Source organism: Amycolatopsis samaneae (assembly GCF_039541975.1).
GTDB classification, from domain to species: domain Bacteria; phylum Actinomycetota; class Actinomycetes; order Mycobacteriales; family Pseudonocardiaceae; genus Amycolatopsis; species Amycolatopsis samaneae.
Genome location: NZ_BAABHG010000012.1, coordinates 177,189 through 193,450 on the forward strand (window position 1 = coordinate 177,189; position 16,262 = coordinate 193,450).

Below are 16,262 nucleotides of genomic sequence, written 5' to 3' on the forward strand. Positions count from 1 at the left end.
CGGGCACGACAAAACAGCACCCCGGCGCCGGGGTGCGCGTCAGGAGCCGATCAGCAGGTGCCGGGAGTGGCGCGGAAGAGCTGGGAGGCGGCGCCGTGGAGCGGGCGGACGCGGACCGCCGGGTCCGCGGCGGGCAGCCACACCGAGTGGCCGCGGCGCAGTTCGACCTGCTCGCCGTCGGCCGCGGTCACCAGGAGGTCCCCGGCGGTGCACAACAGGATCTGCGGTCCGGCGCAGTCGAGGGCGACCTCGCCGCCGTCCCCGGCGGCCCACTCGACCCGCGACAGCTCGAACTCCGGCGCGTCGGTGTGGTACACCGCGATCCGCCCGTTCGCCCGCCCGGACTGCACCGGCATCTCGCCACACGCGAAGTCCACGACGCGCAGCAGTTCCGGCACGTCGACGTGTTTGGGGGTCAGCCCGCAGCGCAGGATGTTGTCCGAGTTCGCCAGGATCTCGACCGCGGTGCCGTGCAGGTAGAGGTGCAGGTTTCCGGCGGGCAGGTAGATCGCCTCGCCCGCGCGCAGGGTGAGACGGTTGAGCAGCAGCGCCGCGAGCACCCCGGCGTCGCGCGGATGCGCTTCGCCGAGTTCGAGGATGGTCCGGCACTCCTCGCTGAACTCGCCGTGCCCCTTGACGTGCTGGACGCACGAGTCCAGCACCTCCGGCAGCAGCTCGTCGAGCGAGGCCTGCGGCAGGGTGATCCAGGTGGTGAACAACGCGCGCAGCCCGGCCGGGTCCGGCTGGGCCTCCAGCAGCACCGCGTACTTCGCCAGGCCCGGCGTCTCGATCGCCTGGAGCAGTGCGATCGTGCGCTCGGGGGCGCGGAACCCGGCGAGCGCGTGGAACTCCGTCAGCGCGCACACGAGCTCGGGTTTCGCGGTCGGATCGGGGTAGTTGCGGTTCGCCGCGTCACGCGGGATCCCGGCCCGCTCCTCTCGCGCGTGTCCCTCGGCGGCCTGCTCGGCCGACGGGTGGGCCTGCATCGATAGCGGCTCTTCGGCGGCGAGGATCTTCAGCAGGAACGGCAGCCTGCCGCCCCAGCGCCGCGCACAGCGTTCGCCCAGCTGCCCGGCCGGATCGGCTTCGACGAGTTCCAGCAGGCTCCGTTCGGCGCCGTCCGGGCCGATCACGTGCGACGGGTCGCCCGGGTGGGCGCCCATCCACAGTTCCGCCTCCGGGTGCGGCGCCGGCACCGGACGTCCCAGCAGCTCGGGGATCGCCGTTCTCGATCCCCACGCGTAGGGCCGCACGGCGTTGCGCAGCAGCTCCACTGTCACCTCAACTCCCAATCCTCACTTCGGCGCGCTCCGGCCACGCGGGCGCGCCCCGCCCCGCTCGCGCGGGGACTCAGACGGTGGCGGGCTCGTAACGCCCGGCACCGCCGATGCTGCCCGCGGCCAGCCCGAGATAGACCGCCGCCAGCTCGAACCGCAACGCCAGCACCGCGGCCCGGACGATCTCGTCCGCCTCGATCTCCTCGGCGGGGACGATGATGTCCGCACCGGGCAGGAACTCGTCCGCCTGGAAGCGGGCGGCGTCGGCCGCGGGTCCCGTGCGCACGGAAAGCAGCAGCAGCCTGATCCTGGCCCCGGCGGGACCGTCGTCCGGATCGGCGAAGATGTCCCGCTCGGTGTCGCCCGCCTGCGCCGCACGGCGCAGCGCCGGCCGCGCCAGCGCCTGACGATAGTCCTCGACGTCGCAGACCGTGGCGGCGTGGGCGGCGAAGGCGTGCGCGGCGTGCTCGCCGACGGCGACCGCCACCGGGTCGAGCCCCCACAGCAGCGGCACCCGGTCGGCGACGCGCAGCGCGAGCGCCTTCGCGGGATTCGCGAACGTCTCCCGCGCCAGGTAGTTCTTCTCCGCCTCGAGGTCGAGCTGGTCGGCGAGCAGCTGGACGTCGGAGACGAGCAGGCCCAGCGCGTTCGCGGTGAGCAGCCCGGCGGCGAGCCCGCGCGGGAACGCGAGCTCCGGCGGCACCGGGATCCGCGGGCTCAGCAGCACGCCCTTGCCCGCCACCGCGGCGGCGACCGGCCCCTCCCCCGGCGCGGAGAGCACCACCGACGCGCCGTAGCGCGCGGCTCGCTCCAGCGAGGCGGCGAGTTCGCGGTCACCGGCGTCGTCGGTGTGCGCGAAGACGACGTCGAGGGCGCCGATCCAGTTCGGCACGGCCTCGGCGACGACCACCGGCACCGGGCACGAGGGCGTCAGCAGCGCGGCCAGCAGCCGGGTCACCGTGCGGCTGACCCCCGGCCGGTCGATGAGCACGAGCGCCCGCGGCCTGCCGAGGTCGAGCCGCTCGGCCAGCTCCAGCTCCGCCGCGGCTTCGGCGGTGGCCCGCACCTGCGCGCCCGCCATCGCGGCGGCGCGCAACAGCCCCGCGCTGTCGGCCTCGGCCAGGCGCGCGGGATCGTCGAGCAGCGTGTCGTCAAGCACCGTCGGCATGGGAGTCATCCGGATCGGTCGGTGAGATGGCCTCATCGAGCAGCAGCACCGGGATCCCGTCCCGGACCGGGTACACGCGGCCGCATTCGGTGCACGTCAGCGCGTCGGCGTCCGGGTCGTCCGGGGTGCCGGGACGCAGCGGGGCGTGATCCGGCGAGGGGCACGCGAGGATCTCGAGCAGCTGTGCGTCAAGCGTGATGGCCATGGTTCCTCCCTACCACGCGAGGATGTGACATGAGGGGCACCTTCCGGAAACGAATCGGCCCGGTGACGCCCGGCGACAGGCGGGATTCAGGCACGGACAAGGGCGAGGACTTCGTCGGTGAGCGCGCGCACGGCGTTAACGTCCGCGGCCTCCACGTTCAACCGGAGCAGCGGCTCCGTGTTGGACGGGCGGAGGTTGAACCACGCGCCGCCGGGCAGCCGCACCGTCAGCCCGTCGAGTTCGTCGATCTCGGTGCCGGGCTTGGCCGCGAAGGCGTCCTTGACCGCGATCAGGCGCGCGACCTGGTCCGACACCGTCGAGTTGATCTCGCCCGAGGCGGCGTAACGCGAGTACGCGCTGGTCAGCTCGGACAGCGGGCCGCTCTGCTCGCCGAGCGCCGCCAGCACGTGCAGCGCGGCGAGCATCCCGGTGTCGGCGCGCCAGAAGTCGCGGAAGTAGTAGTGCGCGGAGTGCTCGCCGCCGAAGATGGCGCCGGTGCGGGCCATCTCGGCCTTGATGAACGAGTGCCCGACCCGGGTGCGGACCGGCTTGCCACCGTGCTCGGCGACGATCTCCGGCACGCCGTTGGACGTGATCAGGTTGTGGATGATCGTGCCGCCCGGCTCCTTGGCCAGCTCACGCACCGCGACCAGCGCGGTGATCGCGCTCGGCGAAACCGGCTCGCCGCGCTCGTCGACGACGAAGCAGCGGTCGGCGTCGCCGTCGAAGGCCAGCCCGGCGTCGGCGCCGACCTCGCGCACCTTGGCCTGCAGGTCGACGATGTTCTTCGGGTCCAGCGGGTTGGCCTCGTGGTTCGGGAAGGTGCCGTCGAGCTCGAAGTACATCGGGACGACCTCGACGGGCAGCCCCTCGAACACGGTCGGCACGGTGTGCCCGCCCATGCCGTTCCCGGCGTCGACGACGACCTTCAGCGGACGGCCGCCGGTGAGGTCGACGAGTTTGCGCAGGTAGGCGGCGTAGTCACCGAGGACCTCGCGCTCGGAGACCGTGCCGCGCGCGCCGTCGAAGGCGGGGACGCCCTGCTCGACGGTGTCGCGGATCTCGGCGAGCCCGGTGTCCTGCCCGACCGGGGCGGCCCCGGCGCGGCACAGCTTGATGCCGTTGTACTTGGCCGGGTTGTGGCTGGCGGTGAACATCGCGCCCGGCAGATCGAGCGAGCCGGAGGCGAAGTACAGCTGGTCGGTGCTGGCGAGCCCGATCGACACGACGTCGACGCCCTGCGAGGTCACCCCGTCGGCGAACGCGGCGGACAGCTCCGGCGAGGAGTCGCGCATGTCGTGACCCACCACGACCGCGCTCGCGTCCGGCTTGACGAGCAGGGCGAACGCGGCACCGAAGTCCCGCACGAGCGCTGCGTCGAGCTGCTCGCCGACCACGCCGCGAATGTCGTAGGCCTTCACGATGCCCGAAAGGTCTGACACGCCGTCTCCCCGCCGATAGTCCTCGTCACGGCACCGGGTCGCGCCGCGCGGGAAAGCCTACCGGCGGCGGCCGACCTCAGGCGCGACCGGGCAGTACCCGCAGATGGCCCCGCCTGCCCGAGGGCGTCTCCGGCTCCGGGGCTGGCGGCGGTCGGTCGGAGCGGCCCGCCTCGCGGACGGCCTCGGCCAGGGCGGTGAGCTCGTCGGCCGAGGGGTCGGGCGCGGCGAACGCGCCTTCGTGCCGGACGACTTCCCAGCCCTTGGGCACGGTCAGCCGCAGCGCGTGGGCTTCGCAGAGGTCGTAGGAATGCGGCTCGGACGCCGTGGCGAGAGGTCCGACGACGGCGGTCGAATCGCGGTAGGCATACGTGAGCGTCGCGACAGCGGGTTCGGGACAACCCGTTCGCGAACACTTTCGAACGCTCCGCACGAAGACGAACGATAGCGTGTCGCCGTCGCGGCGTACCGGCGACACGCGCGGTGCGCCCCCGACCGCCTAGACTTCGGACCGTGGCAATGGCTCGCGAGGCTCGTGATCACCGACAGCGGCGGCGCCTGCGACGGGACCGGCACGGCCGGGGCCTGCGTGGCGCGCTCTATCCGTCGACGCTGCCCGCGGCCGCCAGCCGGGCGGAGCGGTTCGACGCACTGGTGCTCGACGCGCTGGAGCCGATCGAGGCCCGCTGGCGCCACGAGCTGACGAAACTCGACGTGGCGGTGGACGACGTCCCCGAGGTCAGGACGGACGGCAGGGCGCCCGCCGACGGCGTCCTGCACGACGGCGCCGTACCGCTGTCGAGGCTGGTCCCCGCCGGGGTCGACCGGGCCGGGCTGCCGACGCGGGCGCGGATCGTGCTCTACCGGCGCCCACTGGAGGCACGCGCGAAGGAGCCGTCGGAACTCGCGGAACTCGTGCACGACGTGCTGGTCGAGCAGGTCGCGGGCTATCTAGGCGTCGAACCGGACGTCATCGAGGGCGAATAGCTCCTCCCGGACGTGCCGTTAAGGCCACTTTGCGGGCGTCGGACGCCCCGTAAGGCGGCCTTAGCGACCCTCCTGACCTGCGAAAAGAGAGCAAGGGACCTTTGCTCTCGTTCTATGCGCGTGCATGCAACGGTAGTAAAGGTCCCTTGCTCCGCTCCGGCGGTAGCAAAGGTCCCCCGCTCCCGTACAGGCCGTGGCTCGTGCGCCCCAATGTGGCGTTCGGCGCGTCCAACGCACCGAACGCCACATTGGGTGCGTCCAACGCACCCAATGCCACATTGGGGCGCTCGGCGCGACCCGAGACCGCGGAGCCGGTGGTCAGGTGCGGCGCCGTGTCGCCGACGGGACCGCGGTGAGCAGGGTGAACAGCGCCGCGGCCAGCTGCGCGAGCAGCAGCAGCCCGCGTTCGGTCCCCGGGTACTCGACACTCACCTCGGCCGACTTGGGCGGCACCGAGACCGCCACCTGGTGGCCCCACGCGGGCACGATCGGCACCCCGGCGCCGTTGACGCTGGCCCGCCAGCCCGCCTCCTGTTCGGCGGCCAGCACCAGCAGCCGCCCGGTCGGGCCGTCGGAGACGCGGACCCGCACGTCCGGCAGGCCCGCCTGGACCGGCGAGACACCCGGGGACACGCCGGGCGCGGCACCGCCGGTCACCGCGGCCTTCGCCAGCTCCGGCGAGATCAGCACGACCTGACCGGCGGGCGGGAGCAGCTTGAGCACCGGCCTGCCGTCCGAGGTCGGCGGCGCGACGGTGACCAGGTCCTTGGCCAGCGTCGAGTACGCGGCGGGATCCACACCCGCGGGCAGGACGACGTAGAGGACTCCCGAGGCCGCCGCGGCGGTCAGCGCGCGCTTGACCGCGTCCGCGCCGCCCTGCCCGAGGTCACGTCGCCACCCGGCGAGCCGGTCGGCCGTGCCGGGCGAGGGGGCGAGCTGGTCGTCCCCGTAGTGCGCGAGCCGCCCGCCGGTCTGCCGGACCTGGTCGGTGCCGAGGTCCAGCACCGAGCGGCCGGACGCGGCGAGGTCCGCGGCCACCTCGGGCGCGAGCTGTGGACGTCCGCCCGCCCGCAGCGGTCCCTCGTGACCCGTCGCCACCGCTCCCGCGCCGAACGCGAGGAGCACCACCACCCCGGCGACGGCCGCGACGCGCGGCAGCAGCCGTCCGGGCACCGGCGCGGTGCCGCCGCGCTGCCAGGCGGCGAGCACGACCCACAGCAGCCCGGCCCCGACCAGCAGCAGCGGGACGCCCGCGTAGCCGTGCGCGGGCGCGCCGCCCTGCATCGGCGCGAGTTTCACCAGCCGCACCAGCACGATCCCGCCCGCGCCGAGCACGGCGAGGGCGATCCCCCCGGCGGCGAGCTTCGTCGGACGCACCACCAGCGCGACGAGCGCCGCCGCGATCACCGCCACCCCGATCGGCCAGGCACCGGGGCCGCCGGGGTCGAGCCCGGCCAGATCCGTCCCGGACGGCAGCGCCGCGCCCCCGCCGAGGCCGTGGACGAGCAGTTCGGGATGCTTCAGCAGCACGGTCGGCCACGGCAGCAGCAGCGCCAGCGGCAGCAGCACCACGATGCCGACCGACGCGATCCGCCGCGCCAGCCCGGTCGGCGCGGGCAGCACCACGAATCCGATCAGCAGGCCCGCGAGCGCGAGCCCGTGCGCGAGCGGGGAAAACGCGCCGAGCAGCGCGACCCCGAACGCGGACAGCGCGGAGACGTGCAACCAGCGCGTGTCCGCGCGGGTGAGCAGCCCGGCGATCCCGGCGACGACGAGCGGCAGCACGATGTGCACCACGACGACGTCGAGCCGTCCCTGCGCCACCGAAGCCGTCGCGGCGGGCAACAGCGCGTACACCGCCGCGACGGCGGCACGCACCCAGCGCCGTACGCGCAGACGCCGCGTCGCCGCGTACGCGCTCAACGCGGCCAGCGGGATGTCACCGATGAGAAGCACGGCGACCAGCGCCGCCGGACCGCCGATCGGCGCGAAGACGGCGCCGAGCAGCCCCAGCACCGGAAGCGTCGCGGCGGACGGGGCGCCCGTACCGCCGGCGACGGCGTGCCAGGGCGCCACGTACGACGCCCAGATCTCGCCGAGCCCGCCGACCGGCAGCAGCTTCCCGCCGAACAGGTCGAGCCCCAGCCGCCCGCGGTTGACCACGAACGCGAGCGCGGTGAGCAGGACGAGCAGCACGACCGGCGGAGCGAACACCGTCGCGGCGAGCACGCGCCGCCGGTTCACCTCGACGTAGACCAGCCCCGGTTCCGCGGCGGCCTCCGACGGTTGGGACGCGGCGCCCTCCCCTTCCCCAGACTCCGTGATGGGCTCCGCGACAGGCTCCGCGACGGTCTTTGTACCGGCCTCCGGCTCGGCGAGTGCCGGCGCCGAGGGCATCGCGACGGCGACGAGCCCGCTCGGCCTGCGCAGTCCCGAGCCCCGGGAACCGATGCCCCGCAACGCACCCGCGGGCAACGCGGCCGGTCCGACCGGCTGGGCGGACTTGGCGTCCAGCGCCTCCGGCGTGATCCACGCGGTCTCGGGCGCGACCGCCTCGGGCACGGTCCCGAGCGCGACGTCGCGCTCCACCCCGCGACGCACCAGCCCGACGACGCCTGCACGGAAGGCGTTACGCAGCCGCCTGATCCGCCCGGTGAACAGTCCGCGCACCGATCCCGGCCGCGGCCGCTCGCGCCGTTTCGCCCGTGCCGCACGGAGTTTGCCGCGCCCGCCGAGCAGGTAGCCGACGGCGGCGAACTCCGCGCGCGCCTCGCCGGTCCGGCGCAGCAGCACGAAGGCCAGCGCCCGCAGCACGGACAGCACCGGGACGCGGATCAGGCCGAACCAGAACGAGAACGGCGAGCAGTTCACCAGGAACACCCGCAGCCCGTGGGCGCGGTTCGTGACGGCCAGCGGCCCTGGCGCCGCGTCCGGCTTCCGCTGCCCGGTGGTCAGCGCGCGGGCGTGCCGCAGCCGCGCGGCGGGCACCGACAGCACGCGACCGCCGGCGGCGTTGGCCCGCCAGCCGAAGTCGAGATCCTCACGCAGCAAGGAGAATTCGGGGTCGAAGCCGCCGAGGTCGTGCCACAGCTCGCGCCGCACGAGCGAGCCCGCGCTGGGTACCGCGAGTACTTCTGCCGGTTCCTCGCCCGGTGCGGCGATCTGCTGCCGGTGCCCGGTGGCGTCGGTGGAGAGCCCGGCTTCGACGATCAGCCGGGGATCGGCCCAGTCGAGGGCGAGCGGGCCGAGCACCCGCGCGGAGGAATTGCTTTCCGCAGCTTGCAAAAGTTCTTCGAGACAGTCCGGTTCCGGCGCGCAGTCGTCGTGCAGCAGCCAGAGCCAGCCGCCGGGATCGCCCCAGCGTTCGACGGCGTGCTCGACCGCGGCCGCGACCGCCGCGGCGAATCCGGTTTCACTCGGAAGTGTCAGTACGCCGGACAGCAGAGGGTCCGCGTCGACGCCGCCGGGATCGGCGGCTTCGGCCAGCAGGCTGGGTGTCCGGTCGGTCGATCCGGTGTCGACCGCGAGCACGTGCCGGGGCCGGATGTTGCTGCGGCGCAAGGAAGACAGCGCCAGCGGCAGCCACTGCTCGCCGTTGTGGCAGACCACGATGGCCAGCACGGGAACCGTACGCAAAGCAGATGAGGCGATGCGGGGCAACGACGGACTCCCGTCAGGCGGCGGACAACGGTGCCGCCACCCTACGACGTCGGTCACTCACGCGAGGGCGCCCCCGCCCCGTTCCACGGGGTGGACCGGGGCCGGGATCACCTACACGACACGTTTTTTGAGTTTGCGACGCTCCCGTTCGGACAGACCGCCCCAGATGCCGAAGCGCTCGTCGTGGGCCAGCGCGTACTCAAGGCACTCGTCCTTGACCTCGCAGCCCAGGCAGATCCGCTTGGCCTCACGGGTGGAACCGCCCTTCTCGGGGAAGAACGCCTCCGGGTCCGTCTGCGCGCACAGGGCGCGCTCCTGCCAGTCCTGCTCCTCGGCGACGTCGAACATGTCGGTGAGATCACCCAGTTGCTGCTCGGGGTTCTCTCCCCAACCCACGACGTGCCCCCATTCCCTTCCATCGGCTTCCAACCGCACGTCCGCCTCCTCGCTCCTACGCACTCCCCAGGCTGGCGGTGGTGAAACGACATCCGCTGCCCCCTTCCTGCAGCGAATGACATCACTGTGATTACACCTGTGTAGTGCGGTCTGGTCAAGCCGAGTAGCGAGTTCGGGGGATATCTCTCCGGTTCAGCGCAAGGGGACACGCCGGAAACTTCACATCGGGCATACGGAAGACTGGGGGTGTGCAGAGATCAGCAGTGCGGCCCAGCCCCGTCTTCCTCGGCATCCTCGTGCTCGCCGTCGTGGGCGGTGTCCTTGCCGCTTTCAGTAGCTCCAGCCGGTTTTCCCTGAATCCCAAGGACCCGCTCCTCGTGACCGGGGTCGTGCTCCTGGTCGCGGCGGGCTGGGTGGCGTCGCTGAGCCTGCACGAGTTCGGCCACGCGATCGTCGCCTTCCGCGGCGGGGACCAGAGCGTCGCTCACAAGGGGTACCTCTCGCTCGACGTCCGCAAGTACACCGACCCGATGCTGTCGGTCGTGCTGCCGCTGATCTTCCTCGTCATCGGCGGCATTCCGCTGCCCGGCGGCGCGGTGTGGATCAACCGGGGCGCGCTGCGTTCGCGGTCGACGTCCTCGTGGGTCTCGCTCGCCGGGCCGCTGAGCAACCTCGCGGTCGGCGCGGCGATCACCCTGGTGTGTTACCTGGTGCCGATGTCGATCGGCCTGCTGGTGGGCCTGTCCTACCTGGCGCTGCTGCAGATCGTCACGTTCATCCTCAACATCCTGCCGATCCCCGGCCTCGACGGCTGGGGCGCGATCGAGCCGTACCTTTCCCCGCAGGCGCGGGACTTCGGCGCGCGGGCCCGGCCGTGGGCCCCGCTGATCCTGTTCGCCGCGCTGTTCCTCCTCACCCCGGTCAACACCGCGCTGTGGAAGGGCGCCTTCGCGTTGTTCAACGCCGTCGGCGGCGTCGAGGACGCGGCACAGGTCGGTCAGTACGTGTTCATGTTCTGGCGCCACTGAGGCCCCGCGGTCACGCGGGGTGCGTGGTGAGCCATTCGTGGCCGCGTTTCCACACGACGCGCAGCCCGGAGCGCTCGCCGAGGTAGTCCCCGGCGGCGCCGACCACCGGCAGCAGGCCCAGCGCGCGGTGGAACAGCCTGCCGCGCGGGCGCTTCTCGAGTTCCTCCGTGATCCCGAGCAGTGCCCGGCCGAGCCGCCACAACGTGCCCGCGCACGCCTTGAGCGTCGCCTTCCCGTGCTTGCGTTCGGCCTCGGCGAGTTCCTCGGTGAGCTTGGCCGTTTCGGTCTCCTCGGCCGCCTCGTCGTGCTGCGCGTGCCTGCCCGCGGCGAGTTCGGGATCGATGTCGCGCTCGAACAGCACCCAGGCGATCAGGCGCACCCTGGCGCCGACGTCGGTGACGCCGTACTCCCCCGCCAGCGCGCACAGCAGCAGGCCCTGCGAGGCGGCGCCGAGGGTGTCCTGCACCGGCAGGCGGTCGGCCAGCGCGCCGCCGAGGCCGGGGATCGAGGTGACCAGCGCGGTGAACCGGCCGACCCGGTTCATCCACCAGCTGGACCGCTGGTAGCCGGTCATGCCCGCCCACGCCGCCGTCCCCGGCACCTTGACCGAGGTCAGCCCGTTCAGCAGCTTGTCCTTCAGCCCGGGCTCGACCCCGGCGAGCTCGTCCTCCTCGCGCCGGGCCCGCGCCTGCAGGCCGAACGGGTCGGACTCGCGCAGCGCGTCGAGCATCGGGCCACAGGCACGCACGAACGGCCGCAGCACCGCGACGACGTTCGCGTCCGAAATGGCTTCAGCCACGTTTACCTCCCTGAGCCGGCCGTGCCGACGCGGCCGCCCTCGCCCGGCCCAGCCCGCCGCCGAGCGCCAGCGCGGCGGGCAGCGCGCTCGCGCCGAGCAGCAGCAGCGCCCGCCAGTCCTGGATCAGCACCAGATCGCCACCGGGGCCGAACAGGCCGACCACGAAGATCACCAGTACCCACACTACGAGCGGCACGAACGACAGGCCCGGCCGCACGAGCTTCCCCGCCGCCGACACCAGCAGGGGCGTGGTGACCGCGCCGAGCAGGATCGCCAGCGGCATCGGGAGGTCGCCCAGCATTCTCGGCAGCGCCGTGCCGTCCAGCCGCAGCGGCAGGAAGAACAGCTCCAGCAGCGCCAGCAGGACGGCGTCGAGGGACAGCAACGCGAGCAGCAGCCACTGGGTGACGGTCAGGCGGGCCGGGGCCGGGGTGACGGACATACTCACAGCTTGCCGAACAGGTCGGTCTCCGCGCCGTCCGCGGGCCCGTGGGCGAGCACGAAGTACTCGTGCGGCGGGATCGGCTGGGCGACGTCGTTGGTCAGTGCGAAGTGGACGGTCGGGCCGTCGGCCACGGTGAGCTGCGTTTCGTGCGCGCGCAGCGCGGCCAGCCGCGCTTCGCGGTGGGCGTCGACGTCGATCCGGGTCGTGATGGCCTCGTCGGGTGTCTCCGGCAGTTCGCCGTCCTCGGGCACCCGGAAGGGCGAGGTCCCGTCGGCGCGCAGCGCGGCGAGCCCTTCGCGGAGCGCGGTACGCGACGTGACGACGTGGAACACCCGCGTGACCGACGCGGCCCGCGTCGCCGCGGCCATGGTGATCTCGTGCGCGCGGACGTGGTCGGGATGGCCGTACCCGCCGAACGCGTCATAGGTGACCACGACCTGCGGCGCGACCTCGGCGAGAATCTCCGCGAGCTGCCCGGCCTGTTCGCCGGGGCTTCCCCCGGCGAACGCCCGGGGGTGGGCGGTGGCCAGGGTCCCGGCCATCCCGGAGTCCCGCCAGCGGCCCATCCCGCCGAGGTAGCGGTGCCGGGTGACACCCAGCGCGGCGCAGGCGCGGGCCAGCTCACCGCTGCGATAGCCGCCGAGCTGGTCGGCGGCCCAGGAGCCGAGCTTCGCGAGCCGGGGCGGGACAATCTCGCCCTCCTCCCCCAGCGTGCAGGTCACCAGCGTCACCTCGGCGCCCTCGGCGGCGTAGCGGGCGATGGTGCCGCCGGTGGTGATGCTCTCGTCGTCGGGATGCGCGTGGACGAGAAGCAGCCGTCGGGCCTCGCGGGAGATCACGTCTTGAAGAGTAATTGCCGCTCACCGTCGTTCGTCGGCCATCCCTCGGATATCCTCGCGCGAGTCACGGCCATAGTGCCGTGACCTGTCTGTACCCCCACGAAGGGCATCTTTAGGTGAGCACTGAAACAACGTCGGGTTCGGTTCTGTCCATTTCCGACCTGAAGGTCTCGTTCCCGACCGAGGACGGCGTCGTCGACGCGGTCAAGGGCATCGGGTTCGACGTCCAGCCGGGGGAGATCGTCGCGGTCGTCGGCGAATCCGGGTCGGGGAAGTCCGTGACCTCGATGTCCGTGCTCGGCCTGCTGCCCAAGACCAGCCGGATCGCCGGTGAGCTGCGCCTCGGCGAGCGCAACCTGGCCGACCTGACCGACAAGGACCTGCGCAAGATCCGCGGCAACGAGGTCGCGATGATCTTCCAGGAGCCGATGACCGCGCTGAACCCGGTCTACACCGTCGGCTGGCAGCTGCGCGAGGCCCTGCGCGCGCACCAGGACATCGCCAAGGACGCGGCCGACAGGCGCGCCATCGAGCTGCTCGAAATGGTCGGTATCCCGCACCCGCCGCTGCGGTTCAAGCAGTACCCGCACCAGCTCTCCGGCGGTCTGCGCCAGCGCGTCGTGATCGCCATGGCGATCGCCTGCGACCCCAAGGTGATCATCGCCGACGAGCCGACCACCGCGCTCGACGTCACCGTGCAGGCGGAGATCCTCGGCCTGCTGCGCAAGCTGCGGGACACGCTGAACACCGCGATCGTGCTGATCACGCACGACATGGGCGTGGTGGCCGACCTCGCCGACCGGGTCGTGGTCATGCACCAGGGCGTCATCGTCGAGCAGGCGCCCGTGCGCGACCTGTTCGCCTCGCCCCAGGAGGAGTACACCCGGAAGCTGCTGGCCGCGGTGCCGGTGCTCGGCCAGCGGCCCGAGGGCAGGCGGCTACTCGACGACGAGGCGATCGCCGTCGACAGCGACGAGGCGGCCAAGATCGCCGAGGAGATCCGGCTGGCCGACGCCGAACTGGAGGCGGTCATCGAGGAGACCGCGCCGGCGCTGGAGATCAAGAACCTGGTGCTGGAGTACCCCGGCCGCCGCGGCCAGGCCAAGAACCGCGCCGTCGACGACGTCTCGCTGAGCATCGCCAAGGGCGAGATCCTCGGCCTCGTCGGCGAGTCCGGCTCGGGCAAGTCGACCGTCGGCCGCTGCGCGATCCGGCTGCTGAACCCGACCTCGGGCACCGTCTCGATCGCGGGCAGGGACATCACCACGATGTCGGCCAAGGAGCTCCGCCCGCTGCGCCGGTACTTCTCGATCGTGTTCCAGGACCCGGCGTCCACATTGGACCCGAAGATGACGATCGGCGAGTCCATCGCCGAACCGCTGGTGCTGCACAAGGTCGGCACGACCAAGGAGCAGACCAAGCGGGTCACCTCGCTGCTGGACAAGGTCGAACTGGGCGGGCACTACCTCAACCGCTACCCGCACGAGCTGTCCGGCGGGCAGCGCCAGCGTGTCGCCATCGCGCGGGCGCTGGCACTCGACCCGGCGCTGTTGATCGCCGACGAGCCGACCTCCGCGCTGGACGTCTCGGTGCAGGCCCGCGTGCTGGACCTGTTCCTCGACCTGCAGCAGTCGCTGCAGTTCGCGTGCCTGTTCATCAGCCACGACCTCGCGGTCATCGACCTGCTCGCCGACCGCGTCGCGGTGATGCAGCAGGGCAAGCTGGTCGAGGTCGGCACCCGGGACCAGGTGCTGCACTCGCCGCAGCAGGACTACACTCGCCGGCTGCTTTCGGCCGCCCCGGTCGCGGACCCGATCCTGCAGGCCGAGCGCCGCGCCGCCTGGGAGGCCGGAAAGGTCGCCCCGGTCGCCGACTGAGGCCGAGCGCCCCAATGTGGCATTGGGTGCGCTGGACGCAGCGAATGTGGCGTTCGGTGCGTTGAACGCACCGAACGCCACATTGGGGCGCATGAGCCCCCGCTACGCGCCGAGAGCCGGAGCGAGGGCGGGAGCAGACAACGAAAAGGGCGGGTGAGCCGGAAGCTCACCCGCCCTTTTCGTTGGTGGGTCAGGCCTTCATCCGCCGCTGACGCGGGTCGAAGGCGTCACGCAGACCGTCACCGATGAAGTTGATGGTCAGCGAGATCAGCACGAGCACCACGAACGGGCCGAAGAACAGCGCCGGGCGGATCTGCACCTGCGCGAAGTTCTCCAGGATGATCCGGCCGAGCGAGGTGTCCGGCAGCTGGACGCCGAGCCCGATGAACGACAGCGCGGCCTCGGCGAGCACGGCCTGCGCCACCGCGAGGGTCGCGTTGACCGTGATGCTGCCGACCATGTTCGGCACCAGGTGCTTGAACACGATCCGGACGGTCCCGGCGCCCGAAGCCCGCGCCGCGTCCACGAACTCCCGCTGGGACAGCGACATCGCCTCGGCGCGGGTGATCCTGGCGATCTGCATCCAGGCGAACGACGCCAGCACCAGCGCGACGATGTACCAGGTACCGCCGCCGAACACCTTCGCCAGGATCGCCGCGGCGGCGATCTGCGGGATGATCAGGAACAGGTCCGTCACCCGGGAGACCGCCGAGTCGGTGAACCCGCGCAGGTAACCGGCCATGGCGCCGAGGACCACGCCGATCACCGTCGCGAGGATCGACACGGTGAGCGCGATGAGCAGCGAGTACATCGTGCCGCGCAGGATCTGCGACACCATGTCCTTGCCGACCTGCGTGGTGCCGAGCGGGAAGTCCCCGCTCGGCGGCGCGAACGACGGGAACGAGCTGTCCTCGTAGTTGTGCGGCCAGAAGAACGGCATGATGATCGTGATCAGCACGATCAGCGCGAGCACGACACACGAGGCCATCGCGAGCTTGTGGTGCAGGAACTTCCGCAGCACCAGCTTGCCCTGGCTCCGGGGTTCCGGCAGGGCCTCGGGCGGGAGCGTGCCCTCCGCGGCGGCGGTTTCGCTCGCGAGCACAGAGTTCAGGTCAGCCAACGCGAATCCTCGGGTCCAGGATGCCGTACGCGAGGTCGGCGATCAGATTGGCGATGATCACCATGCTCGCGACGACCACGAGCCAGCCCATCATCACCTGGGTATCGTTCTTCGTCACGGCCTCGACCAGCAATGTGCCCATACCGTGCCAGGTAAACACCGTTTCGGTGATGATGGCACCGGCGAGTACCGCGCCGAAGTTGACGGAGAACAACGTGGTCACCGGGATCAGCGCGTTCCGGAACGCGTGCCGGAAGACGACCCGGGAGCCGGACAGCCCCTTGGCGCGCGCGGTCCTGACGTAGTCGGCGCTGAGCACTTCCAGCATCGACGCCCGCTGGAAACGGCTGTACGCGGCGAAGCTGATCGCCATGATGGACAACGTCGGGAGCAGGTAGGCGCCGACATAACTGATTATGAAGTCGCCTACCCCGTCCGCTTTCAGGTTCTCCGGACTGACCGTGCGGAGCCATGGATTGCCGAGGAGGTCGCTCAGGCCGAGATCACGGATCCAGCCGTTGATCTCGATCGCGTAGTTCTTCAGCACGATCGCGATGCAGAAGATCGGCATCGAGAACAACAGGAACGCGAGGGTGGTCGCGATGTAGTCGACGATCGAGTACTGCTTGACCGCCGCCAGCACGCCGACCGCGACGCCGATGACCAGTGCGAGGATCTCGGCGCCGATCACCAGCTTGAAGGTGACCCCGAACGCGGCCATCACCTTGGGCGCGACCGGGGCGAGCGCGTTGCCCTGTGCGATCGAGATGCCCCAGTCACCGGTGAGGAAGTGTCCCAGCCAGGTGAAGTACCGGGGAATGATGCCCTGGTCCAGCCCGAGCTGGTGCGCGGTGGCGTCCAGCGCCTCCTTGCTGATCTGCGGATTGCTGCGGAGTTCCCCCAGCGGGTCGCCGGTGCCGGCGACCATGACGAAACACAGGAAGGTCCCGACCAACAGGACGGGGATCGATATCGCCAGGCGGCGAAGGATGTAGATCACCAGGTTCAACGAACTGCTCCTC

Annotated in this window: 15 protein-coding genes; 3 read left to right on the top strand and 12 right to left on the bottom strand. The window is 71.7% G+C overall.

Annotation, left to right across the window (positions count from 1 at the left end):
• Nucleotides 1-50 precede the first annotated feature (50 nt).
• From manA to ABD987_RS29780, 5 genes are all read right to left on the bottom strand, one after another.
• Nucleotides 51-1,274: a mannose-6-phosphate isomerase, class I gene (gene manA, locus ABD987_RS29760; RefSeq protein ID WP_345401688.1), complete on the bottom strand. Its 1,224-nt coding sequence runs from the start codon at nucleotides 1,272-1,274 to the stop codon at nucleotides 51-53.
• Nucleotides 1,275-1,350: 76 nt separating this feature from the next.
• The gene (locus tag ABD987_RS29765) at nucleotides 1,351-2,445 is read right to left on the bottom strand and encodes a hypothetical protein (RefSeq protein ID WP_345401200.1); all 1,095 of its coding nucleotides are present in this window, start codon (nucleotides 2,443-2,445) and stop codon (nucleotides 1,351-1,353) included.
• On the bottom strand, nucleotides 2,429-2,650 hold the full coding sequence (locus ABD987_RS29770; protein ID WP_345401203.1) for a Trm112 family protein: 222 nt from the start codon (nucleotides 2,648-2,650) through the stop codon (nucleotides 2,429-2,431). The genes ABD987_RS29765 and ABD987_RS29770 overlap by 17 nt, the downstream gene beginning before the upstream one ends.
• 86 nt (nucleotides 2,651-2,736) lie before the next feature.
• The gene (locus ABD987_RS29775; protein WP_345401206.1) at nucleotides 2,737-4,092 is read right to left on the bottom strand and encodes a phosphomannomutase/phosphoglucomutase; all 1,356 of its coding nucleotides are present in this window, start codon (nucleotides 4,090-4,092) and stop codon (nucleotides 2,737-2,739) included.
• A 76-nt stretch (nucleotides 4,093-4,168) separates the two neighbouring features.
• Nucleotides 4,169-4,522, bottom strand: a complete 354-nt coding sequence (locus ABD987_RS29780) for a DUF3499 domain-containing protein (RefSeq protein ID WP_345401209.1) — start codon at nucleotides 4,520-4,522, stop codon at nucleotides 4,169-4,171.
• 86 nt (nucleotides 4,523-4,608) lie between these two features.
• Here ABD987_RS29780 and ABD987_RS29785 point away from each other — a divergent pair, with 86 nt between their 5' ends.
• Nucleotides 4,609-5,076, top strand: a complete 468-nt coding sequence (locus ABD987_RS29785; RefSeq protein WP_345401691.1) for a metallopeptidase family protein — start codon at nucleotides 4,609-4,611, stop codon at nucleotides 5,074-5,076.
• Nucleotides 5,077-5,394: 318 nt separating this feature from the next.
• Here the strand turns inward: ABD987_RS29785 and ABD987_RS29790 are convergent, their stop codons facing one another.
• Both ABD987_RS29790 and ABD987_RS29795 read right to left on the bottom strand, forming a co-directional pair.
• Nucleotides 5,395-8,712, bottom strand: coding sequence for a glycosyltransferase (locus ABD987_RS29790; RefSeq protein ID WP_378214279.1), 3,318 nt, complete (start codon nucleotides 8,710-8,712; stop codon nucleotides 5,395-5,397).
• Nucleotides 8,713-8,847: 135 nt separating this feature from the next.
• Complete coding sequence (locus tag ABD987_RS29795) at nucleotides 8,848-9,084, bottom strand: WhiB family transcriptional regulator (protein ID WP_378214284.1); 237 nt, start codon at nucleotides 9,082-9,084, stop codon at nucleotides 8,848-8,850.
• 311 nt (nucleotides 9,085-9,395) lie between these two features.
• Between ABD987_RS29795 and ABD987_RS29800 the strand changes: the two genes are divergently transcribed.
• Entirely contained in the window at nucleotides 9,396-10,160 is a 765-nt protein-coding gene (locus ABD987_RS29800) for a site-2 protease family protein (RefSeq protein WP_345401694.1), read from the top strand.
• Between the two features lie 10 nt (nucleotides 10,161-10,170).
• On the opposite strand, the gene ABD987_RS29805 is transcribed toward ABD987_RS29800, so the two are convergent.
• The 3 genes from ABD987_RS29805 to mshB are packed head-to-tail and all read right to left on the bottom strand — an operon-like array spanning nucleotide 10,171 to nucleotide 12,243.
• Nucleotides 10,171-10,959, bottom strand: coding sequence for a hypothetical protein (locus ABD987_RS29805; RefSeq protein WP_345401217.1), 789 nt, complete (start codon nucleotides 10,957-10,959; stop codon nucleotides 10,171-10,173).
• Entirely contained in the window at nucleotides 10,952-11,401 is a 450-nt protein-coding gene (locus ABD987_RS29810) for a hypothetical protein (RefSeq protein WP_345401220.1), read from the bottom strand. The genes ABD987_RS29805 and ABD987_RS29810 overlap by 8 nt, the downstream gene beginning before the upstream one ends.
• A gap of 2 nt (nucleotides 11,402-11,403) precedes the next feature.
• A complete protein-coding gene (gene mshB, locus ABD987_RS29815; protein ID WP_345401223.1) occupies nucleotides 11,404-12,243 on the bottom strand; it encodes an N-acetyl-1-D-myo-inositol-2-amino-2-deoxy-alpha-D-glucopyranoside deacetylase in 840 nt (279 codons plus the stop codon).
• Nucleotides 12,244-12,359: 116 nt separating this feature from the next.
• On the opposite strand from mshB, the gene ABD987_RS29820 reads away from it, so the two are divergent.
• Nucleotides 12,360-14,120, top strand: coding sequence for an ABC transporter ATP-binding protein (locus ABD987_RS29820; RefSeq protein WP_345401226.1), 1,761 nt, complete (start codon nucleotides 12,360-12,362; stop codon nucleotides 14,118-14,120).
• Between the two features lie 190 nt (nucleotides 14,121-14,310).
• On the opposite strand, the gene ABD987_RS29825 is transcribed toward ABD987_RS29820, so the two are convergent.
• Together ABD987_RS29825 and ABD987_RS29830 are read right to left on the bottom strand one after the other, a co-directional pair.
• Nucleotides 14,311-15,240, bottom strand: coding sequence for an ABC transporter permease (locus ABD987_RS29825; RefSeq protein ID WP_345401229.1), 930 nt, complete (start codon nucleotides 15,238-15,240; stop codon nucleotides 14,311-14,313).
• Nucleotides 15,233-16,249 carry an ABC transporter permease gene (locus ABD987_RS29830; protein WP_345401232.1) on the bottom strand — a complete coding sequence of 339 codons (1,017 nt, stop codon included), beginning with the start codon at nucleotides 16,247-16,249 and terminating at the stop codon, nucleotides 15,233-15,235. The genes ABD987_RS29825 and ABD987_RS29830 overlap by 8 nt, the downstream gene beginning before the upstream one ends.
• Nucleotides 16,250-16,262 lie beyond the last annotated feature (13 nt).